The organism is Frischella sp. Ac48 (genome assembly GCF_019641635.1).
Lineage (GTDB): Bacteria > Pseudomonadota > Gammaproteobacteria > Enterobacterales > Orbaceae > Frischella > Frischella japonica.
On record NZ_JAETXP010000016.1, the window covers coordinates 99334 to 124653 of the forward strand.

General features: G+C 37.1%; 23 protein-coding genes. 2 read left to right on the plus strand and 21 right to left on the minus strand.

The features are described from left to right. Positions 1-172: 172 nt before the first annotated feature. Entirely contained in the window at positions 173-2845 is a 2673-nt protein-coding gene (adhE, locus tag JMI89_RS10750) for a bifunctional acetaldehyde-CoA/alcohol dehydrogenase (protein ID WP_187756097.1), read from the plus strand. 175 nt (positions 2846-3020) lie between these two features. On the opposite strand, the gene purD is transcribed toward adhE, so the two are convergent. The 8 genes from purD to rpe all read right to left on the minus strand — a co-directional run bounded on the left by purD (position 3021) and on the right by rpe (position 13173). Next, complete coding sequence (purD, locus tag JMI89_RS10755) at positions 3021-4307, minus strand: phosphoribosylamine--glycine ligase (protein WP_220680058.1); 1287 nt, start codon at positions 4305-4307, stop codon at positions 3021-3023. 51 nt (positions 4308-4358) lie between these two features. Next, the gene (gene purH / locus JMI89_RS10760; RefSeq protein WP_187756099.1) at positions 4359-5948 is read right to left on the minus strand and encodes a bifunctional phosphoribosylaminoimidazolecarboxamide formyltransferase/IMP cyclohydrolase; all 1590 of its coding nucleotides are present in this window, start codon (positions 5946-5948) and stop codon (positions 4359-4361) included. Positions 5949-6093: 145 nt separating this feature from the next. Next, the gene (locus JMI89_RS10765; protein ID WP_187756100.1) at positions 6094-6837 is read right to left on the minus strand and encodes a carbonic anhydrase; all 744 of its coding nucleotides are present in this window, start codon (positions 6835-6837) and stop codon (positions 6094-6096) included. Between the two features lie 211 nt (positions 6838-7048). Then, positions 7049-8965, minus strand: a complete 1917-nt coding sequence (locus tag JMI89_RS10770) for an ABC transporter ATP-binding protein (protein ID WP_187756101.1) — start codon at positions 8963-8965, stop codon at positions 7049-7051. A gap of 301 nt (positions 8966-9266) precedes the next feature. After that, complete coding sequence (gene trkA / locus JMI89_RS10775) at positions 9267-10628, minus strand: Trk system potassium transporter TrkA (protein WP_187756102.1); 1362 nt, start codon at positions 10626-10628, stop codon at positions 9267-9269. A gap of 152 nt (positions 10629-10780) precedes the next feature. Beyond that, positions 10781-11779, minus strand: coding sequence for a tryptophan--tRNA ligase (gene trpS / locus JMI89_RS10780; protein WP_187756103.1), 999 nt, complete (start codon positions 11777-11779; stop codon positions 10781-10783). A gap of 30 nt (positions 11780-11809) precedes the next feature. After that, complete coding sequence (locus tag JMI89_RS10785) at positions 11810-12499, minus strand: phosphoglycolate phosphatase (protein ID WP_220680059.1); 690 nt, start codon at positions 12497-12499, stop codon at positions 11810-11812. 2 nt (positions 12500-12501) lie between these two features. Next, on the minus strand, positions 12502-13173 hold the full coding sequence (rpe, locus tag JMI89_RS10790) for a ribulose-phosphate 3-epimerase (protein ID WP_255562895.1): 672 nt from the start codon (positions 13171-13173) through the stop codon (positions 12502-12504). A 598-nt stretch (positions 13174-13771) separates the two neighbouring features. On the opposite strand from rpe, the gene JMI89_RS10795 reads away from it, so the two are divergent. Beyond that, on the plus strand, positions 13772-14212 hold the full coding sequence (locus JMI89_RS10795; protein WP_187756106.1) for a JAB domain-containing protein: 441 nt from the start codon (positions 13772-13774) through the stop codon (positions 14210-14212). 189 nt (positions 14213-14401) lie between these two features. On the opposite strand, the gene fliR is transcribed toward JMI89_RS10795, so the two are convergent. The 13 genes from fliR to fliF all read right to left on the minus strand — a co-directional run bounded on the left by fliR (position 14402) and on the right by fliF (position 25319). Then, a complete protein-coding gene (fliR, locus tag JMI89_RS10800; RefSeq protein WP_370633746.1) occupies positions 14402-15175 on the minus strand; it encodes a flagellar biosynthetic protein FliR in 774 nt (257 codons plus the stop codon). 39 nt (positions 15176-15214) lie between these two features. Further along, positions 15215-15484, minus strand: coding sequence for a flagellar biosynthesis protein FliQ (gene fliQ, locus JMI89_RS10805; protein WP_187756108.1), 270 nt, complete (start codon positions 15482-15484; stop codon positions 15215-15217). Positions 15485-15492: 8 nt separating this feature from the next. Continuing rightward, complete coding sequence (gene fliP / locus JMI89_RS10810; RefSeq protein ID WP_187756164.1) at positions 15493-16209, minus strand: flagellar type III secretion system pore protein FliP; 717 nt, start codon at positions 16207-16209, stop codon at positions 15493-15495. A gap of 14 nt (positions 16210-16223) precedes the next feature. Beyond that, positions 16224-16664 (minus strand): flagellar biosynthetic protein FliO, encoded by a 441-nt coding sequence (fliO, locus tag JMI89_RS10815; RefSeq protein ID WP_187756109.1) that lies wholly within the window; start codon positions 16662-16664, stop codon positions 16224-16226. Next, a complete protein-coding gene (fliN, locus tag JMI89_RS10820; RefSeq protein WP_187756110.1) occupies positions 16664-17044 on the minus strand; it encodes a flagellar motor switch protein FliN in 381 nt (126 codons plus the stop codon). The genes fliO and fliN overlap by 1 nt, the downstream gene beginning before the upstream one ends. Continuing rightward, on the minus strand, positions 17037-18083 hold the full coding sequence (gene fliM / locus JMI89_RS10825; RefSeq protein ID WP_220680061.1) for a flagellar motor switch protein FliM: 1047 nt from the start codon (positions 18081-18083) through the stop codon (positions 17037-17039). Before fliM ends, fliN begins: the two co-directional genes overlap by 8 nt. 5 nt (positions 18084-18088) lie before the next feature. Then, positions 18089-18580, minus strand: a complete 492-nt coding sequence (locus tag JMI89_RS10830) for a flagellar basal body-associated FliL family protein (RefSeq protein WP_187756112.1) — start codon at positions 18578-18580, stop codon at positions 18089-18091. Between the two features lie 308 nt (positions 18581-18888). Further along, on the minus strand, positions 18889-20007 hold the full coding sequence (locus JMI89_RS10835) for a flagellar hook-length control protein FliK (protein WP_220680062.1): 1119 nt from the start codon (positions 20005-20007) through the stop codon (positions 18889-18891). Then, positions 19997-20458 (minus strand): flagellar export protein FliJ, encoded by a 462-nt coding sequence (gene fliJ / locus JMI89_RS10840; RefSeq protein ID WP_220680063.1) that lies wholly within the window; start codon positions 20456-20458, stop codon positions 19997-19999. Before fliJ ends, JMI89_RS10835 begins: the two co-directional genes overlap by 11 nt. 6 nt (positions 20459-20464) lie before the next feature. Beyond that, a complete protein-coding gene (gene fliI, locus JMI89_RS10845; RefSeq protein ID WP_370633743.1) occupies positions 20465-21844 on the minus strand; it encodes a flagellar protein export ATPase FliI in 1380 nt (459 codons plus the stop codon). A 1-nt stretch (position 21845) separates the two neighbouring features. After that, positions 21846-22604, minus strand: coding sequence for a flagellar assembly protein FliH (locus tag JMI89_RS10850; protein WP_187756115.1), 759 nt, complete (start codon positions 22602-22604; stop codon positions 21846-21848). Further along, positions 22597-23595 carry a flagellar motor switch protein FliG gene (gene fliG / locus JMI89_RS10855; RefSeq protein ID WP_187756116.1) on the minus strand — a complete coding sequence of 333 codons (999 nt, stop codon included), beginning with the start codon at positions 23593-23595 and terminating at the stop codon, positions 22597-22599. Before fliG ends, JMI89_RS10850 begins: the two co-directional genes overlap by 8 nt. Further along, positions 23592-25319, minus strand: a complete 1728-nt coding sequence (fliF, locus tag JMI89_RS10860; protein ID WP_220680064.1) for a flagellar basal-body MS-ring/collar protein FliF — start codon at positions 25317-25319, stop codon at positions 23592-23594. The genes fliG and fliF overlap by 4 nt, the downstream gene beginning before the upstream one ends. Between the last annotated feature and the right edge of the window lies 1 nt (position 25320).

Here is a 25320-nt window from a genome sequence, read left to right on the forward strand (position 1 = left end):
ATTGTGCCGATCATATCATTTTAGTATTGAATAGATATAGAAACTGATTTACGATAGCGGCATTCGTCTAAAAGATATAATTAGAATTAAAAACTATTATGGCTAAAAGCCACTACTTTAGAGACGGCCAGATTTAAACTTAAACTTAAATTTAAAATTAGGAGATAGTAGTATGGCAGTAACTAACCTAACAGAGTTGGATGAACTTCTTGTGCGCGTTAAAAAGGCACAGCAAGTTTATGCAACATTTACTCAAGAACAAGTAGATAAAATCTTCGTCGCAGCAGCAACAGCAGCAGCAGCAGCACGAATTCCATTGGCACAACAAGCTGTTGCCGAATCAGGAATGGGAATTGTTGAAGACAAGGTCATTAAAAACCTATTTGCCGCTGAGTATATCCTTAACAAATACCGAAATGATAAAACCTGTGGTATTGTTGCTGAGAATGAACCATTTGGTACCATCACCATTGCGGAGCCACTTGGTATTATTTGTGGAATAGTTCCAACCACTAACCCAACATCTACCGCAATTTTCAAATCGCTAATCAGTCTAAAAACACGTAATGCTATTGTTTTTTCACCACATCCACGCGCTAAAAAATCAACTATAGAAGCGGCACGTATTGTCTTAGATGCGGCAATTGAAGCGGGTGCTCCAAAAGACATTATTGGTTGGATTGATGAGCCATCAATCGAATTATCAAATGCCCTTATGCATCATGATGCTGTTGCAGCAATCTTAGCAACAGGTGGTCCTGGCATGGTGAAAGCAGCTTACAGTTCTGGTAAACCAGCTTTAGGTGTCGGTGCGGGGAATACGCCAGTGATTATCGATGAAACTGCCGATCTAAAACGTGCGGTTGCTTCTGTTTTAATGTCTAAAACCTTTGATAACGGGATGATTTGTGCATCAGAACAGGCAATCGTAGTAGTAGAATCTGTTTATGATGAAGTGCGTCGTCTTCTAACACAATACGGTGCTTATGTACTGAATACTAAAGAAACAAAAGCCGTACAAGGAATTATCTTAAATGATAAAGGTGCTTTGAATGCGAACATTGTTGGTCAACCTGCGACTAAAATTGCCGAAATGGCTGGCATCAAAGTTCCTGCGGGTTCTAAAGTACTGGTTGGTGAAGTGTCTAAAGTTGATTTATCTGAACCTTTTGCTCATGAAAAACTCTCTCCAACTTTAGCCATGTTTAAAGCTAAAAACTTTAATGATGCAGTTGAAAAGGCTGAAAAATTAGTCGAAATGGGCGGTATGGGTCATACATCAGTGCTTTATACTGATCAAGACAGTAATCGTGAACGTATTACCTATTTTGGCAGCAAAATGAAAACATGCCGTATTTTAATCAACCAACCAGCAGCTCATGGCGGTATCGGTGATCTATATAACTTTGATTTAGCACCATCTTTAACGCTTGGTTGTGGATCATGGGGTGGAAACTCAGTATCAGAGAATGTCGGCCCGAAACATCTTATTAACAAGAAAGTTATCGCTAAGAGAGCAGAAAATATGTTGTGGCATAAGTTACCAAGTTCTATCTATTTTAAACGTGGTTCCCTCCCTGTTGCTTTAAATGAAGTTATTGAACAAGGTGCAAAACGTGTTTTCGTGGTAACCGATAAATTCTTATTCAATAATGGGTACTCAAAACAAATTACGGATCAATTAGAAGCAAATGGGGCAATTTGCGAAACATTCTTTGATGTAGAAGCTGATCCAACATTAAGTATTGTACGTAAAGGTACTGAATCAATGAAAGCATTCAAACCGGATACTATCATTGCATTAGGTGGTGGTTCACCAATGGATGCAGCCAAAATCATGTGGGTACTATATGAACATCCAGAAACTAAATTCGATGAATTAGCATTACGTTTTATGGATATTCGTAAACGAACTTGCCATTTCCCACATATGGGTGAAAAAGCAAAACTGATTTGCGTCACAACTACTTCTGGTACAGGTTCTGAAGTGACGCCATTTGCGGTAGTAACTGATGATGCAACGGGTCAAAAATACCCATTGGCTGACTATGCTATCACACCACATATGGCTATTGTTGATGCCAATTTAGTCATGACAATGCCAAAATCTCTCTGTGCTGCTGGTGGTTATGATGCCGTGACTCATGCTTTAGAAGCTTATGTTTCGATTATGGCTAGCGAGTTTTCTGACGGCCAAGCATTACAAGCTTTAAGTATGCTAAAAACCTATTTACCAGCAAGCTATAAAGAAGGTGCCAATAATCCTATTGCACGTGAAAAAGTACACAGCGCCGCAACGTTAGCTGGTGTGGCTTTTGCACAGGCATTCTTAGGGGTATGTCACTCAATGGCGCACAAAATTGGGGCGGCATTCCATATTCCACATGGCGTAGCTAATGCAATGTTAATCAGTAATGTTGTTCGCTTTAATGCTACAGATAAACCAACTAAACAAGGTACATTTAGCCAATATGGTTATCCTAAAGCGGTTAGCCGTTATGCTGAAATTGCCGATCATTTAGGTTTAACCGCAGCATCAGATAAAGATGACAAGAAAGTTGAGAAATTGATTGGTTGGTTAGATCAACTTAGAAAAGATCTTGATATTCCATTCTCAATTAAAGAATTTGGTGTTGATGAAAAAGCTTTCTTAGCTCAAGTCGATCAACTTGCTGTTGATGCATTTGATGACCAGTGTACTGGTGCCAATCCACGTTATCCTTTAATTGCTGAATTAAAACAAATTCTGCTCGATACTTATTATGGTCGCGCTTATCAAGACCACGGTGATATCAGTGAAGATGTGGCAATTAAAACAACTGCAAAAGGCGCTGCCAAAATTTAATCTAGTAAATAGGTTAATATCAAGTTTTCGGTTTTAACCGACCAAAACATAAAACCTAATACAGTAAACTGTGTTAGGTTTTTTTATTATCTGAATATTAAGTTAATTGAATTGTATTATTAAATAAAAATAGATTGATGAATTTATTTACTTGTCGCTAGGATCTCATATAAATTTAATGCTGTTGCCGTTCAATCGCACGATATCCAATATCATGGCGATAAAAACATCCTTCCCAATGAATGCTTTTTGCTAGTTCATAAGCTTGTTGCTGTGCCTCAAATACTGTATCACCTAATGCTGTAACACAGAGTACTCGTCCACCATTAGTATAGACTTTACCGTTTTCTAAAACGGTTCCAGCATGAAAAACTTTGCTATTGGTTGATGCCTGCAGTAGTAACCCATGAATTTCATCATGCTTGGCATATTTACCTGGATAACCTTTAGCTGCCATAACAACACCTAAGGCTGGTCTTGGATCCCATTGCGATTGAATCTTATCTAACTTGCCCTCAACAGCAGCTAAACATAATTCGACTAAATCAGATTGTAAACGCATCATAATGGGTTGAGTTTCTGGATCACCAAGACGACAATTAAATTCAATCACTTTTGGTTGCCCCTGTTTGTCAATCATTAATCCGGCATATAAAAATCCCGTATACGTATTGCCTTCGGCTGCCATACCATCTACGGTAGGATAAATGATTTTTTCCATCACGCGCTGAAATACATCGATAGTCACAACCGGTGCAGGAGAATAGGCCCCCATTCCACCAGTATTTAACCCTGTATCATGATCCCCCACTCGCTTGTGATCCTGACTGGTAGCCATGGGTTCAACATGTTTACCATCTACCATAACAATAAAGCTGGCTTCTTCACCGTCAAGAAATTCTTCAATCACTACACGATGACCTGCTTCACCAAATGCATTACCGGCAAGCATATCTTGTACCGCATCTTCAGCTTCTTCAAGTGTCATAGCGACTATCACCCCTTTACCCGCGGCTAAACCATCGGCTTTGATCACGATTGGTGCCCCCTTTTCCCTTAAATAAGCTAAAGCCGGTGCAACTTCGGTGAAGTTTTGATATTCAGCCGTAGGGATATTATGTCGGGATAGAAAATCTTTAGTGAATGCTTTAGAACCTTCCAGCTGTGCTGCTGCCTGAGTCGGTCCAAATATTTTTAAGCCTGCAGCACGAAATGCATCAACTACGCCAATGACTAATGGAGCTTCTGGACCGACTATGGTTAAATCGATTTCTTCACGTTTAGCAAAATCAACTAATGCATTAATATTGGTTACTGCAATATCAACATTATGTAATTTGTTTTCTAAGGCCGTCCCAGCATTACCTGGCGCAATAAATACATCACTGACCAATGGCGAATGCGCCACTTTCCAACCTAGTGCATGTTCACGTCCACCATTACCAATAATTAAGATTTTCATTGCTCTTCCTTAAATTAGGTTTATTGACTGATACTATTATTTATCTCATTATTAATGACGAAAATGCCGCATTTGAGTAAAAATCATCGCCATATTATGTTCATCTGCCGCTTGAATTACTTCATCATCGCGGATTGAGCCACCAGGCTGAATGACACAAGTCACACCGACTTTAGCGGCAGCGTCAATACCATCACGGAATGGGAAAAACGCATCCGATGCCATAACGGAACCTGCAATAGGTAAATTTTCATCCTGAGCTTTAATGCCCGCAATTTTTGCCGAATAAACACGGCTCATTTGACCGGCACCAATACCGATTGTTGCATGATCTTTAGCATAAACAATGGCATTAGACTTCACAAATTTCGCTACTTTCCAGCAAAAAAGGGCATCTGCTATTTCACTTGGTGTCGGCTTGCGTTTGGTCACGATAGTTAAATCATTTTTGTTGACCATACCTAAATCACGATCTTGTACCAATAACCCACCATTGACACGCTTAAAATCTAAACCGGCCACCCGTTGTTGCCAGAAACCACTGATTAGAACGCGAATATTTTTTTTGTTGGCCAATATTTGTCGCGCATCATCATCAATAGCTGGTGCAATAATCACTTCAACAAATTGTTGATCTATAATAGCTTGAGCCGTTTGTGAATCTAAAGAACGATTAAATGCAATAATGCCACCAAATGCAGAAGTTAGATCTGTTTGATAAGCACGTAAATAAGCATCAAGAATTGTTCCGGCCACCGCGACACCACATGGATTGGCATGTTTTACAATCACACAAGCTGGTTGATTGAATTCTTTAACACATTCAAGTGCTGCATCAGTATCAGCGATATTATTGAAGGACAGTGCTTTGCCTTGTAATTGTGTCGCGGTTGAAACACTGGCTTCTAACACATCTTCTTCAACATAAAATGCTGCGTGTTGATGACTATTTTCACCATAGCGCATATCTTGCTTTTTAATAAATTGTAAATTAAGCGTGCGTGGGAATTGACCTGACAATTTTTCTGTGTCGCCAAAATATGGAGGAACAAGTTGACCAAAATAATTGGCAATCATACCATCATATTGAGCAGTGTGTTCAAATGCTTTAATCGCTAAATTGAAGCGATAGTCAAAGGTTAACGCATTTTGATTATTATCCATCATACTGATAATGTGATCATAATCATCATTATTGACCACAATAGCAACATCTTTATAATTCTTAGCTGCAGCTCGGACCATTGTCGGACCGCCAATATCGATATTTTCAATGGCATCGTTTAAACTACAATTCGCTTTCGCAACTGTTTTAGCAAACGGATATAAATTAACCACTACCATATCTATGGGAGCAATATTATACTGTTGCATAATCTCGGCATCTAAATCACGACGACCTAATATTCCACCATGAATTTTGGGATGTAACGTTTTAACCCGCCCATCCATCATTTCTGGAAAACCTGTGTAGTCGGACACTTCAATTACAGGAATGTGATGTTCTAATAATAATTTGGCAGTCCCACCGGTGGATAGAATTTCGACATTACGTTGTGAAAGAGATTTTGCGAATTCAACAATGCCTGTTTTGTCAGACACGCTAAGCAAAGCGCGTCGAATTATACGATTTTGTTGCACTGTATTTCTCCAAATAAAACTTTGAAGGTTAATTTAAGAAAGCAGTATACAAAAAATGTCAACGAAAGTTTAGCAAATATAACTTATACCGATAAAAAAGGTCTATCAACTGATAGACCTTGTTAATAAAAAAGCTACTTAATTGTTAATTAGCGATAATCAAACGTCCGTGTAATGGCTGGATGGGGCGATTATTATGATGTTTAAATGCATGTTCAAATTTTACTATTTCAGTTTTAGATAATTGAACCGGCTGTTTTAATACAATCCAAGTTACCCCTTCCGAACAAGGTGGTGTAGTTAATGAACCCGAGAAACGATAATAATCATTAACTGGTGGTAAAAAGGAACGAATATCAAGATCATTGATATTGCTTGGCAAATTTTCTTTTTCATTAAGAGCTAGCAATATCTCTTCTGCAGTGGGATTTTCATTACCTTGTTCTAACATAACAGCCATTACCAGCAATTCGCCGTCACCATTCTGATGAACAAAATGGGCTTCCATAGGGTAAGACTGACCATTTATTTGATTTTCACTCGGCGCATGAAAATGAAATTGTGTTAATTTGTATTTTTCACCATCGATAGCAACATAATCATTGGTATTTTTATCATTTATTTGCACAGTATGACCATTATTCACAACATTACCTGATACCAAGCCATAATGGATATCTAAAGCATTAGCCTGTGCATGGATGGTGCCAGCAATATTAACTGGTGATTGATTGCGACCGATATCACACATTTGATAATCAGGTGATAATTTAGCCCAATTTTCAGGTATTTCATCCCCTTCATAGCCCCAATGAGGGCCAGAAATAGCTGGAGTAATAAATCCTATGCCTGCAATTAACATCGGTACTATTTTGATTATTTTTTTCATTCCTAAACACCCATAATAGATTGATTTAATTAAATTATCATCATTTTACGCTGACTATAGGCAACAACAAGTCGTTTTTAAAAAAAACAGTATATATTGTAAAATTATTCATCAAGGGGGTTATTAGAAATAACTTCTGCAAATATAATCGTCAGTATTAGATTTAGCAGCCGATGAGTTTCGGCATATATTTACTGAATATAGGCATGAGTTAAAGTTTCGCTTCAAAGTGATCCAATTGTTGTTGGATATCTAACCAATTGAGTTCTTCCTCTTCTAAATTGGATTTAATTTGATGCTGTTGCTTGAGTAAATCGGTCAATTTTGTTTTATTTTGTGGTTCATAAATTTGCGGATCAACCAACTGTTGTTCAATCATGGTTAATGATAAGTTAAATTGTTCAATCAGTTTTTCTGCTTGTTGCAGCGCCTTTTTTAAAGGTTGCATTTGCGCTCTAAATTCAGCTTCTTTGCGTTTTAACTCTTTTTTCTCTTGAGAAGTAAGATTCTCAACTATAGGGTTTATAAACTCAAGATCGGATTTTTTTAACGCTTTTTGATCATTATTAAGCCATTTTTGATAATCATCTAAATCACCATCAAAAGGCTCAACCTGTTGGTCATAAACCAAATAAAATTCGTCGGTCGTCGAACGTAATAAATGGCGATCATGGGATACCACAACGATTGCCCCTTCGAAATCGATCAACGCTTCGGTCAATGCTTGCCGCATATCCAAATCTAAATGGTTAGTTGGTTCATCCAACAACAGCAAGTTAGGCCGTTGCCAAACAATCAATGCTAAAACTAAACGTGCCTTTTCACCTCCAGAAAAGGTCTTCACTACTTCGTTTACTTTATCACCACGAAAATCAAAACCACCAAGATAATTACGCAGTTCTTGCTCGGTATTTTTAGGATCAGCAATTTGCTTTAAATGCCATAATGCCGATTCATCCGCCCGCAGGTACTCTAATTGATGCTGGGCAAAGTAACCCAATTTAACATCTTTAGCTAAGTGAATATGGCCTGCTTTAGGTTGTAACTCTCCAGCCAATAACTTAATTAATGTTGATTTCCCAGCGCCATTGCGCCCAAGTAGACCAATACGTGAACCCGGTACTAAATTCAATTTAATGTTATTCAGAATAATTTTATCATCATAACCGGCGACAATTTTTTCCATAGTAATAAGTGGACTAGGTAATGCTTCAGCAGGGCGAAAACAAAAATGAAATGGATTATCCACATGTGCCGGGGCAATTTTCTCCATTCTTTCCAACATTTTTAATCGGCTTTGCGCTTGTCTGGCTTTGGTTGCTTTGACTCGAAAACGATCAATATAACTTTGTAAATGTGCGATTTTATGTTGTTGATGTTCATATAGCGATTGTTGCTGGGCTAATTTCATTGCCCGCTGGTTTTCAAATGAAGAGTAGTTACCGGTATATTCAAAGAGATTTTGCTGTTCAAGATGAATAATTTTATCGACTAATGGATCAAGAAAATCACGATCATGTGAAATTAATAATAACGTACCGTTATAACTTTTTAACCATTTTTCAAGCCACATTACCGCATCAAGATCCAAATGGTTAGTCGGTTCATCTAATAACAGCAGATCAGAACGGCACATCAGTGCTTGAGCTAGATTAAGCCGCATTCGCCAACCGCCTGAAAACGATCGCACCGGCAATTGCATCTGCTCTTGACTAAAGCCTAAACCATCCAATAATGTCGCCGCACGTGCCTGTATACTCCAACCATCAATGTATTCTAGTTTACTATGTAATAAAGCAATTTCATTTCCATCGTTTTTTTTATTAGCATCGGCTAATTGCTGTTCTAACAAACGATATTCGCGATCCCCATCAATTGCATACTCAATCGCAGCAACATCAAGGGCTGGGGTTTCTTGTTCAACCCAAGCTAATTGCCACTGATGAGGAATCGAAACGTCCCCCGTATCAGTACTTATTTCGCCTTTAATTAACGAAAACAAGGTTGATTTACCTGAACCATTCTTACCAACCAAACCAATTTTTTGTCCCGGATTAATTTTGGCGGATGCATTATCCAGCAAAAGATTAATCCCTCGGCGGATTTGAATGGAAGAAAAAGTAATCATAATTCACCTGTCATTAATATTGAATTGGGTTTGACGCAAAATAAGTTGCCCATAATAACAAACTTATTACTTTTTGTTGAGTTAAACACATGATCAATAGCAATGATTAAACCTTGAACCAGAAAATCACTATATGAAAGCCTAAAATCTAAACTAAATAATCTTTTAAATATGTTTGTGAGATAAACAATCAGGCTAGTTATCTAAACGGTTAAGGTCACATCATTGGCATGTATTATGATATGTATTTTGTTATTTTCTAGCTTGGTAGTTGAATAAACGACCAAGCTAAACGCCCTTATTATAGTAATTTCTCGATATCATTAATGCTTTTACGATCAGGAAGAAAAACAATCAAGTGATCGGCATCTTCAATAATCGTATTATCTTGACCAATTAACACATCTTCACCTCTGATGATGGCACCAATTGTTGCACCAGACGGCAATCGAATTTCATTAACCGTTCGCCCGACTAATTTAGAGGTATCATGATCACCATGAGCAATAATTTCGATCACTTCCGAAGTACCTTGTCTTAACGATACCACTTTGACCACACCTGATTGACGAATATGACTTAAAAGTGCCGAAATAGTAGTTAATTGTGGTGAAATTGCTATATCGATCACGCTTTCATTAATTAACTGAAGGTAGGCTTGACGTTGAATTAAAACAATAACTTTCTTCGCGCCCATTCGTTTCGCTAACATCGCTGACATAATATTGGATTCATCATCATTTGTAACAGCAATAAATAGATCTGTTAATTCCACTTGTTCTTGGGAAAGTAATTCCTGATCGGCCGATTCACCATGCAACACAGTAGTATTGATTAATTGTTCAGCAATATGTTCCGCATTTTGAATATTTTGTTCAATTAATTTTACTTGATAATCACTTTCCAACTGTTTTGCTAACGAAACTGCCACACTACTCCCACCGCTGATCATGATCCGTTTAAATGGTTTTTCTAAACGTTGTAATTCGCTAGTAACCGCTTTAATATTTTGTGGCGTAGTAATAAAATAGACTAAATCACCGGCTTCAATAATTGTAGAGTCAATTGGTCGAATAAACCGTTGTTGGCGATAAATGGCAACAACTTTGGCATCAACATGTGGTAAATGTTCTTTTAATTCGGATAATTCACTACCAACGAGTGCACCACCATAATAAGCAGCTACCATGACTAAGAATACATGTTCATCATAGAAAGAGGCTATTTGTAATGCCCCTGGGTATTGCACTAATTGGCTAATATGTTGGGTAATGAGTTTTTCCGGTGAAATAATATGATTAATCGGAATACCATTATCAATCGAAAATAATTGATAATCATCATCACTATATTCAGCCGCCCGAATACGCGCAACTTTTTGCGGAATATTAAATACAGTATGAGCTATTTGGCAAGCTAACATATTGGCTTCATCAGAATTAGTCACGGCAACTAACATATCCGCATCCTCTGCGCCGGCACTTTGCAATATTTGTGGATAACATACTTTGCCATGAATCACTTGCAGATCAAATCGTTCTTGTAATGATTGCAGTTTATCTGCCGCTTCATCGATTACAGTAACATCATTAGAGTGTTCAGTAACCAGATATTCAGCTAGTGCACTTCCGGTTTGACCTGCGCCAAGGATAATGATTTTCATAATAAAACCTAAATTTATTGAGTCATATGCAGAATAGAAAATAAGGCTAGCGATTACATATCGTAATCATGATATATATCATATCATATATTGTTTTGATCCGTGGAATGGGTGATGCATATAAAAATGAAAAGGCGACATTAAGTCACCTATTATCTGATAAAACCGATAGCATCATAAACTTTTGCTAAAGTTGCTTGCGCTCTTGTGGTCGCTTTTTTTGCACCATCATGCATTATATCTAATAGCAGATCTTCATTATTACGATAATGATAGTAACGTTCTTGCAATTGAGCTAACATACCTGACACTTGAGCAGCCACTTCGGTTTTCAAATGACCATACATTTTACCCGCAAACTGTTGCTCCAATTCAGCAATAGAGATTCCGGTAATTCCCGTCAAAATATCCAGTAAATTTGATACACCTGCTTTATTTTGTACATCATATCGCACAACAGGAGGTTCATCGGAATCCGTAACTGCGCGTTTGATTTTCTTCTCTACCTCTTTTGGGTTTTCCAATAAACCAATCACATTATTGCGATTTTCATCAGACTTAGACATTTTCTTAGTTGGATCTTGTAATGACATAACTCTGGCGCCGGCTTTGGCAATAAAAGGTTCTGGTACTTTAAATATGTCGCCATAAAGTGCATTAAAACGACTAGCTATATCACGCGTTAGTTCAAGATGTTGTTTTTGATCATCACCTACCGGCACTAAATTAGCTTGGTAGAGCAAAATATCGGCCGCCATCAAAACTGGGTAATCAAATAAACCAGCATTAATATTTTCAGCATGACGCGCTGACTTGTCTTTAAACTGTGTCATGCGGCTTAATTCGCCAAAATAAGTATAACAGTTTAATACCCAAGCCAACTCTGCATGGGTGGGGACTTGGGATTGCACAAAAATAGTACTTTTATTCGGATCAATACCACAGGCTAAATAAAGCGCCATCGTATCAAGCGTCGCTTTTTTAAGTTTTTCAGGATCTTGCCTAACTGTTATAGCATGTTGATTAACAATACAATAAATACAGTCGTAGTCATCTTGTAATGTGACCCAATTGCGTAGTGCACCAAGATAATTACCGATAGAAAGCTCGCCTGAAGGTTGGGCACCACTAAAAACAATTGGTTTACTCATAATCAATTCCTGTTATTTAAATTATTTCACTTATTTGGTCGGCGCAAGTTTCGGACATGGTAAAAGTGTCAAAATATCGGCAAATTGATCAAATACATAGTCTGGGTGACTGGTGGTAATTGACTCACCATAGTTATAACCATAGGTTAAACCAACCGTAAAACATTGCGCATTTTTGGCTGCCATAATATCATTTTTTGAATCACCGACAAACAGCAGTTGATCATTGAATAACCCAAAACTTGCCAATACTTGGTAAAGTGGCGCTGGATGTGGTTTTAATTTAATTACATCCCCCCCACCCAATACTAAATCGAAGAAACTATCGATACCTAATGATTTAAGCAATGAAGGTAAAAATTGGCGTGGTTTATTGGTGACTAATGCAATTGCATAGCCATTTTTCTTGAGAGTTTGTAAAGTAGTAAGTACATTAGGAAAAAGTTTGGTACCTTCGTCAATAACTTGATCATAATGGTGATTAAAGGCTGTCTTTGCTTCTGCTAGGTGTGCTTCATCGGCACCAACAGCTTTTAAAATCCGTTGTAACATTACATCAATACCATTGCCCACCCAGTTTTTAACCTGTTCATTTGTTACGGTAGGTAGGGCTAAATCCGTTAACATTCTTTGTGCAGCCAAAGCGAGTCTTGGTACACTATCAACCAGCGTACCGTCTAAATCAAAGGCAATCGCCTGAATATCGTTAGGTTTTTTCATATTTATTTTACCGTTGCAAGTTGCTGTCTCATTGCATCAATTACTGTTTTATAATCCGACGCGCCAAAAATGGCTGATCCTGCGACAAACATATCAGCTCCAGCCTGCGCTATTTCGACAATATTCTCCACTTTTACACCGCCATCGACTTCAAGACGAATCTCCCGACCTGTTTGATTAATTCTTTCACGAACTTGTCGGATTTTCGTTAGCGTGTGTGGAATAAAAGATTGCCCACCAAAACCAGGATTAACTCCCATTAGCAATATAATATCAACTTTATCAAGAACATAATCTAAATAAGTAAGCGGTGTTGCGGGATTCAAAACAACGCCAGCTGTACAACCATGATCTTGAATCAATTGTAATGACCGATCCAAGTGTTGAGTCGCTTCAGGATGAATAGAAATGTTACTAGCTCCAGCTTTAGCAAACGCTGGGATTAATTCATCAACTGGTGATACCATTAAATGTACATCAATTGAGGCCTTAATACCATAATCTCGTAATGCTTTGCAAAACATGGGGCCCATGGTTAAATTAGGTACATAATGATTATCCATAACATCAAAGTGGATCACATCAGCACCGGCATCAAGTACTTTTTTAGTGTCTTCCCCTAATCGAGAAAAATCAGCAGATAAAATTGAAGGTGCAATAAGAAATCTTTTCATGATGTTAGCCTCTTATTTTTGATGTCAGCAAAATAAACAATCATTAAATATATTAAGCCATTATACACTTTATTAACTATAATCCAATGCTTAGCAAAATGTAATATGAATAATATGGCGGTTAATTTTCTGATATTTTAGCGCAAAAATTAAACTATGATGAATTCTCTTTTTTATTTATTTTGCGATCACAAATGCATTTTTAATGAAATCTATGTTAGATTTTTATTTTAATAAAATAATGTAATCAATATTTGAGATGTGGTTGTTTAATCATATCGTCAATGATTTTTTTGATTTGTTGTTCACATTCATCACCTTTTTTAATAGGCAAGCAAATAATATCCATACATGACCACTCCCGCCAAATAATCCATTTAACCTAACCTATTGAAACATGTAAATAATTAAATTTAATCAATAAAATCAATATATTATATTTTTTATTTTATGTTATTTAATAACGGGCGTTTTTAGAATGATTATTTTATGAATCTTTTTGCAATACAGATCGCAAAAATCAATTTTATTTGCTTACGCTTTGTCACAAAGTAATATGCTATGTACCATTGCAAGAATTTATAATGGATAACTAGTAATGAATATTAAATTAACGAAGTGTGATAAATATCAGATTGAAGGTACGGATGATATATATGCAATAGTACAACGTTTATTATTACACGGAAAAAACAATGTACAGCAAAAAGAACATTTTTGGATGATCGGCATAAATCAATCCGGTTATATTATTTATATCGAACTAATTGCCTTAGACGCATTTAACACTGTCGAAATTGAACTGACAAATATTTTCCGTGTTGCAGTATTGAAAAATGCCAAGCATGTTATTGCGATACATAATTCCCTATCGGAACCACTTATCCCGTCTGAGTTTGCCAAAAATATTACCGCTCGTCTTATTCAAATCGGACAGATTTTAAATATCGAACTTGTCGACCATTTAATGATTTCACCTAAAGCTTACATTAGTTTTAAAGCGATTGGTTTAATGGATGAACTCAAAAAAACATGTTAAATGAATATCAACATATCAAAACATAAAGCAAATTAGGGAAGTAAAAAAGGTTATAGCACAAAAAAGTTAACGATTGGCAATAATAAAATCTGCAAAAATAAAACTTGCTAAAAAACAACACCACGAAAAATTGAACAAAATATAATCAGAAATTTACTTAATAATTTGTATGTTATTACTCATTTAAAATTAATGACCCAATTCCGCCAATATTGCTACTAATTTGTTGAAAAATAGATTGAATAAATACTGACTGAATGGGACGATAGTCGGCATGAGGTAGCTAAGTATAACCAGACCAAGTAGCAGTGTTGCCGGATAACCGACAACGAAAATAGAGAGTTGGGGCGTCATGCGGTTTAAGATACCAAGTGCTGTATTCACAATCAGTAATAATGTCATTATTGGTAACGCCAGCATAATACCATTGATAAAAAGTAAAGCACTACTATCAATCATCGTTAAATAGCCATTGCCGTTAAGTAGTGTAGTACTGATGGGAATAATGTCAAAACTTTGCCCGAGACAGTAAAGTAACCATAAATGCCCATCTAAACTTAAGAAGATTAATAAGCCGATAATATTAAATAAACGTGATAACACTGATGTTGCTGGGCCGCCAATCGGATCATAAAAGGTTGCCATACTTAACCCCATTTGCATGCCGATCAATTCTCCTGCAATCCTTAAGGTCATAAAAGCCAATTGCATGGTATACCCCATTACAATACCAACTATAATTTGTTGAATAATGATCCAAATCCCAAGTGGCGATAATACGGTAATGGCTCGGTAGTTATCTGCTGGCGGCAACAGTAACGTTATTATTACAGCTAAAGCAATTTTAACTCGATTTGGCACCTCTTTTTCACCAGTGATAGGTGCAACCATAATTAATGCTAAAACCCGCACAAACGGAAAAAAATATTGTTGGACCAGAACAGAAAAATCGAAATTAAACAAGTTATCCATATTGATATTTGTGTCGTAATTATCACCTGTTTAATGGGTTAAATTAGGAATATCCGTTAATAAAATTCGAATGTAATCAACCATAATCGATAACATCCACGGTCCAGCAATAATTAGGACAAGAACTACTGCTATAATTTTAGGAATGAAGGATAAGGTCATTTCGTTAATCTGTGTTGCAGCCTGTAATAAGCTGATAATCAAACCAGTGATTAAGGCTGCTAATAATAATGGTCCGGCCAAAGAGGCCGCAACTTTGATCGCTTGTATCGCCAATGTAGTAATATATTCTGGTGACATCGTTATCCTTAGCTAAAAAAACTTTGTGCTAATGATCCAAGTAATAGATGCCAACCATCCGCTAATACAAATAACATTAGCTTAAATGGTAAAGAGATGGTCGCAGGTGGTACCATCATCATCCCTAACGCCATTAACGTACTGGCAACTACCAAATCAATCACCAAAAACGGAATAAAAATGGTAAAGCCAATTTGAAAAGCCGTCTTCAACTCGCTAATAACAAAAGCAGGAACCAATACCCTTAATGGTACCTCTTGTCGAGTTTGCAACTCACCAATGTGTGACATATTGGCAAAAAGTGCTAAATCGTTTTCTCGTGTTTGAGTTAACATAAATTCACGCAACGGTTGTGAGGCTTTACTAAGCCCTTCCTGCATAGTAATTTGCTGCTGTGAATAAGGTAGGTAAGCATCTTGATAAATGTTATCAATCACTGGCGACATAATAAATAAAGTCATAAACAATGCAATACCCAAAAGGACTTGATTAGGTGGTGCTGATTGTGTGCCAAGGGCATTACGTAATAAACCAAGGACGATGATAATGCGGGTGAAACTGGTCATTAGCAATAAAATAGCTGGAATGAAAGTTAATAGCGTTAAGAAAACTAACGTTTCAATTGGTAACGACCAACTTTGCCCACCACTTTCCAAAGGTTGCACCATCATTGATGCAAACGGCGTACTAGCCATACCATCATAGCTATAAAATAATAGCCCCATTATTATGACGAAGGTTAATCGCACGACTTATTCCTTTTTAATGCTGACTGCAAAAACTGATAGAATGTTGAGTTACTAGCTGTAGGGTTAGTTATACCGTGCTCAGTTAATAATGCCTGACTATCCGTTTGATTGATTGTATGAAGTAACGTCATTTGCTGTGCTGTTACTCCCACTATTAATAATTGTTGATTAACCTCAATAACGATAATCCGATCTTTGGCGTTAATCATATAACTATCACGGACATTAATTAAACGATGAGTTAAATTTCGCAATCGACTACGTTTCACCAACCAACCTAAAGCCACTATCAGGCCTATCACTAAAATAAATGAAGTAACCATATTAGTGTAAACATTCAATTCTGGCACTGTGGTAGGCTGGTGAACTGCAATTGTGCTGGTTAATGAATTAGCTAAATTATCCGGTATCGGTTGATCACTATCCTTCATTAACGACTTAACCTCCGTACCCGTTCTGACGGAGTGATAATATCAGTAATACGCACACCATAGTTATCCCCAACAACCACAATTTCCCCTTGTGCGATGAGATAACCATTAATCAATATATCCAATGGTTCTCCCGCAATACCTTCCAAACCGATAATGGCGCCTTGTGTTAAATTTAGCAGTTCTTTGATTGTCATTTTAGCGCGCCCCAATTCAACACTCATATTCACGGGAATATCCAAAATCAAATTGATGTCTTGCGGTTGATTTTCCGTTGCATGTGGCGATAACGTAGCAAAGATCGCCTCTTCTGTGGTTGACTCATCAAGCTGTTTATCTGCTGTATTTATATCATCTGATGTGGTTTTGACCTCAGTCATTTAGAATTTCCTCATTCAATTGTTCTAAAACAGGATTGATCACCTGCTCAACTTGAATTGCATACTGTTTATTAACCTTACCATATAAACCTTTTAATACGGGTACGCCGCCGACCGTCACATCAAGCATGGTGGGTTTATCAATAATCAATACATCGTTAACTTTTAATGCTAACAATTTATTGATTGTCGTTTCAATTTCAGCAAAATTAGCCACTAGCTCTATAGTGGAGTGCTTAATTCCGGATGTTAATGTACTTAACCATGCTTTATCATCTTGATAGGGCTGTTGTTCAATTGGCGGTGTAACTAATACTTCCTTAATGGGTTCAACCATTGCATAAGGAATACAGATACAAAATTTTGCTTTAAACTGCCCCACTTCGATAGTGAAACTTGATGTTAATACAATATCTTCTGGCGAACTGGTTATATTGGTAAATTTACTATGCATTTCCGAACGCACATATTCGGTCTCAATCGGGTAGATATCGGCCCAAGCAGTTTGATAAATATTAAGTGCCAGTTCTAGTACTCGCTTAATAATTTGCTGCTCAGTATGGGTAAACTCACGCCCTTCGAGCTCATCAATACGATTAAAACGCCCTTCACCACCAAATAGCGTATCAACAACAATGAAGACTAATTCTGGAGATAAAGCAAATAAACAAGTCCCTCTAAGTGGATTCAAATGTACAAGGTTTAGCTGTGTGGTCGAAGAGTTTTGTGAAAATTCATTAAAAGTCTGCGATTCAATTGGTGCAGTTATCACATCCGTATTACGTCTTAATAAATTAAATAAACCAATCCGAAATTGTCGCGCGAAACGCTCATTAACAATTTCTAAGGCCATTAAACGTTCTGGTATAACATTATGTTTAATCGCCAAATCATATGGTTTTACATCTATTTGTTTAGCATTGGTTTTCAATCCCAATTGTGGATTATTATTGGACAACTCAGTCATTGATACCGAATGCTCATCAGATTGCTTTGTTTCTAAATTATTTGCTGAAGTGACTTCCTGCTTATCAGTCATGACAATCACCGTATGATAAAATCCGTAAACAATACTTCATTTATCTCAATCGGCTGATGATTATCATAACGGCGAGATAATTCTGACTTGATTAATTCTTTAAGTTGCTGTTTACCTGAATCATCTCTAAGTTGATTAATGTCTTGTTTTGATAATAATAACAAAATGTCACTTCTGACTTCAGGTAGGTATTCAAGTAATACCGTTTTTTGTTCTTCGTTGGCTAACCGTAACACCATACCGATATAAATAATTTTATTCACTTCATAACCATTTTTCATGGTTGGTAATGAAATCGTAAAAGGTTTTAATGTTAAAAATATTGGTATTGGACTCGGTTCTTCTATTTTAATTTTCGTTTTGTTTTTCGATTTTTGATGAGATTGTATTAATGACTGATTTTTATACCAAAAATAACCGGCAGCGCTTGACGACAGCAAAGAAATGATAATTAGTATTAAGTTGAAAATACTTACTTTTTTTGGGGTAATCGGCATAGTTTTTATTGTCTCAATAAGGATTAAAAAATATTTAGACCCAATCTGTTATAGTGTATTGATCGGTTAATTGGTTTTAATACGATTTAAATTATTGATTTCAATTAGCTTTACGCGTTTGCACTAAATACCACAAACCAGCTAACCAAAAATCCAGAATGACCATATCCACATGATCAGATTTCAATTTATAACGAATAATAAAGTATTAGCTAAAATTTAATTCGAAGAATAAACAATAAAAATATCATCTATTCATCGTTTTCGGTGCCAGCATGTTCGTCGTTAACAGCATAACGAATGTCTATTTACGCAAACACACTGAGTCCCGAATGACAATTAGTTTGCCGTTGATGCGCCTCATTCATTGGGTCTTCTATCATGGATTGAGTCATTTTTTGTGGTGAAGATGACTGAGTATGCTGCTGAAATGGCGATGATGAATCGTTATCTGCTGTTGCGGTAAAGTCGGTTACTTCGGTTTGCTGTAATTCAATACCTTGTTCTGCTAAAGACGTCCTTAAATAAGGTAATGCTGATGCTAATACTTCTTTTACGACGCTCACGGCGGCAGCCATCTGTAATTGCATCTTACCATTATGCATACTCAATTTAATCTTTAATGACCCTAATTCAGCAGGATCCAAGCGTAATTCAGCTTGTTCAATATTTTGTTGTTTGAACAGGATAATTTGCTGTGAAAGTGCCGTAGGCCATTGAGGATGCTCAATGCTAATCGGTAAATTCACCGTCGGTAACGGATTATTAGTGACAGCTTGTGCCGCCGCTTGAACATGGGGCATGATCCCATCCAATAAAAAATGATTTGATGGCATATCAGCCATGTTCAGATTGGTTACTGAAGTTGCAATGACTGGGCTATGATGGATAACTTGCTGATGATTATGATAAATAAATGTTTTGGTAATTTCATTGCCCGATACAGATTGTGCCGTTAACCGATATTGTTGAAGATCGGTTTGTGTTGGCTTAACACTCAAAGTTTCCATTAATGATGATAATTTTTCATTAATGAGTAATTTTTTTTGTTGCCTATCTGAGTCTTTCCTATCATCATTCACTCTATCAATAATGACATCGGTTAATGATTCGGAATGTTTATTTTTTGTTCCACCTATCTCAGTCAATGAATCTAAGTCTGGCTTATCCTGAACAGAAGGCAAGATCATGATAACTTGACACAATATAGCCTGTTCAGCTGCTTGCTGTTCATGCTCTATACATTGAGCCTGTTCCTGATGTGCATCCTCTGGAACGATTTGATTTTGCGAGATTAACCACGTATCTCCATTTTGTTGCATTAATTGTTGAAATATCCCTTCGTCATTCGAATGCGTCACATTTACATGACTATCGGTTTGCTTAGTTGATATATTCGGAATAGATGTCATCGAATTAAGATTCATACATTGTTCTCCTAACTGATTGTTGCTGTGCAAATTCATCGGTTAATTTTTGTTGTAAACGATTTTGTTGCTCAAGCAAAATCAGGTGTTTCTTTTCGAGTAACGTTTTATAACCATTCAATTTTTTTTGGCATTGAAATAAATGCTGGGTAGCTTGCTTCTGTTTAATACTTAATGACAATAATTGCTGTTGCTGAAGTGATATTGATTTTTCTAATGTACCAATAAAAGCATGTAAATTGGTTAAATCACCGCTTTTAAGGCCCTTGGTTAATGAATAGTGCAAGCGTTGTTGATATTCTAAATAATAATCTCTTAACTCATTTAATTGCTGCTGAGCATTGTGATATTTATCATCAGCTTTTTTTAACTTAATGACGGCATCATCCACCGATTTTTGGGCTAATTCCTGTAGCGTTAAAAAAGCGCTATGAGTACGCGAATAATCCATCTTGCTTTACCTCTGATCAGTTAAAACCGGTGCTACAATTTGGGCAAGTTGCTGATAAGCATCGTGATAACTACAATGTTCATGAATTCCTTGTTGTAAAAATTGTTGCAGAGTTGGGAAAAGTTTAATGGCTTGATCTAATAGCGGGTCACTGCCAGCAGCATACGCCCCAACATTAATCAAATCGCGATTACGTTGATAACTTGAAAATAGTTGCTTAAATAAACGGGCTTTTTGCTCATCTTCAGGTGCGGTCAGGTCGGTCATCACTCGGCTAATAGATGCTTCAATATCAATTGCTGGATAATGACCCGATTGTGCAAGTGTTCGCGATAATACAATATGCCCATCTAATATTGCACGCGCAGAATCGGCAATCGGATCTTGTTGATCATCACCTTCGGTTAGCACAGTATAAAAAGCAGTAATAGACCCTTTACCTCGCGCATCATTACCAGCTCGCTCAACTAAGGCAGGTAATTTGGCAAATACTGATGGAGGATAACCTTTGGTTGCCGGCGGTTCACCGATAGCAAGAGCAATTTCTCGTTGTGCCATAGCATAACGTGTCAAAGAATCCATAATTAATAAGACATTAAAACCTTGTTCACGGAAATCCTCGGCAATTTTGGTAGCGTAAGCCGCCCCTTGTAAACGTAATAAAGGTGAAACGTCAGCAGGTGCTGCCACTACCACAGCTCGAGCGAGCCCTTGCTCCCCTAGAATATTTTCAATAAAGTCTTTAACTTCACGCCCACGTTCACCAATTAAACCCACAACAATAATATCTGCCTGTGTATAACGTGCCATCATACCCAATAAGACACTTTTACCGACACCCGAACCAGCAAATAGCCCCATTCGTTGCCCTTGTCCAACTGTCAATAGTGCATTAATTGCTCTAACACCAACATCTAATACCTGATGAATGGGCGTTCGTTGTAAAGGATTAAGTGTTTTATTGGTTAAACCTTGATATTTTATCTGCTCGGGAAGTGGTTTACCGTCTAAAGGTTTACCGGTAGCATCCACTACGCGCCCCAATAGCGCCATCCCAACAGGTAATAGTTTTTGGTTACCTTGCTGTTGTTCATGGTAATTGGTATAAACTCGAGCTCCTGATAAAATCCCATCTGTGGCATCAAATGGCATAAGATAAAGATTTTTAGCATTAAAACCAACCACCTCACATTCTACCGCTTCAATATTATGTAGGCTCTGCCGTTCCACAAAGCAACTTGCGCCCAGTGGTAATGTTAATCCGGTTGCCTCTAATACAAGTCCTGATGCCTTCACCAATCGGCCATAATTTCGCATTAATGACGTAGATTGTAATCGGCAGATTGATTGATCAATTTTAACAGTCCAACGGGATATATAGCTCACCTTAAGTGTTTTCCCTATTCACAGCATCTGTAATCGTTTGCCATTTGCTGGTTAACGTGGCATCAACTTCATTTTTATCCGTTATGAGTTTACATCCCCCTGGTTCAATTAATGGATCTACAACTAATTGCCAGTGGTAATGATTTAGCTCTTTACTTAGAATTGTTTCAACGCAAGCAATATCCTCTGGATTAACATGCAATTGAATCGGATCTACCAATAGTGGAAATTGCTGAATTAATGATTTAATGGTTAAGGATAACTGTTTATACTTTGTTTTAGGTAACTCACCGACCATTTTTTGTGCAGCAACTAAAGCCAAATCAGTTAATTTGGGAATAATCAAATCATCAAGTCCATTTAAAGCCAATTGAAAATTAGCCAGTAAACTTGCCATTGACTGAACCAATTTCATTTTCTCTTCATTGATCTGTTGTTCAGCTTGAAGCAGACCTTGTTTTAATCCAATTTGATAACCCTCATCGTAACCTGATTGTTGTCCAACATTAAAGCCTTCTTGTTGACCTAAAGCATGCCCTTCTTGATAAGCTTGCGCCGATATGGCAGCTTTTAATTGTTCCAACTCAAAATCACTCGGATGTATTGCAATTTCAACTTGACCTTCAGTTGTAGGAACTTGGTCTGGATTGATTAACGCGCTATCGTTTTCCGCTATTATTGATACTGCTGAATTTACCGTGGCAGAAAAATCTTGAAAACTTAATGGTTGCCAAAGCGGGGAATTTGCTTGATTATACATATTCATCATCTCCTCGACTTAAAATCATTTCACCGCTTTCCGCTAACCGACGTGCAATAACCAAAATATTTTTCTGTTCAGTTTCTACTTGTGACATACGGACAGGCGGTCGGTTTTCCAAATCTTCTCGCAAAATAGCTGCAGCACGTTGTGACATATTGTTTAAGAATTTCTCGCGTAATACACTCGAAGCACCTTTTAATGCAATGATAAGTGTTTCATTATCTACATCTTTGAGTAGACGCTGAATACTTCGGTCATCCACTTCCACCAGATTTTCAAACAAGAACATTTCATCAATAATTTTTTGTGCTAAATCATTATCGTATTCACGTAATGCATTAATCACCATCTCTTCTTGTTGACTCTTCATTAAGTTGATGATTTCGGCTGCGGTACTGATACCACCCATATTATTGAGTTTGATATTTTGACCATGTAATAAGGTTGATAACGATTCTGAAAGCACTTGTAATGCTGAAGGCTCTACGCCACCAAAAGTCGCGATACGTAGCATGACATCATTACGTAATTGATCATCAAATAGGTTTAAAATTTCTGCTGCTAAATCACGGTTTAAATGCACTAAAATCGTTGCTATGATTTGTGGATGTTCTTTTTTAACAAGATCGACCGCAGTGTTTGCATCAACATAATTGAGCATATCTAATCCATTTGATGTCAGTTCATTATTGGTCGCTAATAATTCATCTAATAAACGGTTAGCTTTTTCACTGCCAATCGATTTTTCTAAAATATTGCGCAAATATTCATTGGTATTAATATTTAAAATTGCACACTCTTCTATCGTTTTTTGACATTCATCTAACACCATTTTCAGTTGATCTTGCGACATTTGCGGCATAGCGACCATAGAGCTACTAATCAGTTGGACTTCTTTTGGTGTTAAATAACTAAGTACTTTTGCCGCTAAATCCTCACCTAAAGTCATTAAAATTGTTGCGGCTTTTTGTGATTCGCTAAGTATCATTTATTACCACCCTCCTTATTCATCCAACCGCGAATAATGAGTGCTAATACGCGAGGATCTTTGCTTACCATTTCACGGATATACTGTTGTTGTTGCATACTATCTTCAAAAATTTTCTGTTGTTGCTTACTGTATGCTTTAAAATGACTTTCCTCTTCTGAACTATCTACCACATCACTATTACTTTCTTGACTAGGTAATATATGTTTTTGCCATTTTGACCAAATTGGTCTAAGCACTTTACGCCACGCTAACCATCCCATTAGTATCCAAATTCCATATTGCAACAACATTTTCATCAATTCAAAAAAGGCCGGTGTTTGCCAAAAAGCGATGGTTTCATCAGTTATTGCTGGTTGATCATTAAATTTTAGGTTAGCAACTGTTAACGTATCCCCTCTTGCCTGCGAATACCCCATAGCTTGACGTGCTAATGCTTCAATATTTTTTAATACTTCATCATCAAGTTGTTCATATTCTATGGTCAGTGACGGTTTCTCGGATTCATCTGACTCCTCTAGTTCTTCATCTTCTTTCGGTTCTGATACCTTTTCTACCGCTTGATAATTGACTAATACAGCGACTGATAACCGTTTGATTCTGCCTTCAGGGATTTGGCTATGCACTACATGACGATTTACTTCAAAATTGAGCGTATTATTTAATTGTTGACTATATTTATGATTCTCTGCCGTTTCGGCTGATAGTGTCTTATCTTGTTCATCATCAATGGGAGCACCTGGCGTAGGTACCGGTTGATTCGATAATGCACCTGGTACCCCTCCGACACCTTTTTCACTACCCGATTGACGGTTTTCCACTTGATGCTTACTACGAATTGTTTGATGCGCAATATCACTATTCGGATCATAAGTTTCCATTGTGGATTCTTGTCGACTAAAATCAATATCGGCTGTGACTTGAACATTGACATTATTTTTGCCAACCACAGAACTTACAATTTTAACAATTCGCTCACCAATCCGTTTTTCAATTCGTTCAGCAAAATCAATTTGTGATGCATTTAATGTTATATTACGTAGTTGCTCGCCGGTTAATAAATGACCATGCTGATCAATGATGGTGACTTTATCTTCCACCATTTCAGGCACACTACTGGCAATCAAATGAACAATAGCATCAATTTGACCTTGGGATAAGGTTCTTCCTGAGTGTAAAGTTAGCGTAACAGAAGCTGATGGTTGTTTACGTTCACGTACAAATAATGACGACTTAGGCATTGCCAGATGAACTCTAGCGGTTTCGATGCTGTTAATCGTAGCAATTGTACGGGATAACTCACCTTCCAGTGCACGCTGATAATTAATCTGTTCAGTAAATTGGCTCATACCAAACCGTTCTTTATCGAGCAATTCAAAACCAATTGCCCCACCTTTGGGTAACCCCTGTTGCGCTAAACGTAAACGAGTATCGTAAACTCTATTATCAGGAATAAGAATCGTACTACCACCCGATGAAAACCGATACGGGATATTCATTTTTTCTAGTTGACCAACAATTTCACCACCATCTTTATCATTGATATTGCTGAATAAAACACCGTATTTTTCTTCCTTTAGCCATAATAATGCCATCATGATAATGGCTATGATAACAACACCACTAATTAGCAGTAGCATTTTAGGATTTTGTTTCAATTTAGTGATAAAGGATAAGGCATTATTTGTCTGATCACCTTTATTGCCTACCGTTTGGGTATTCATA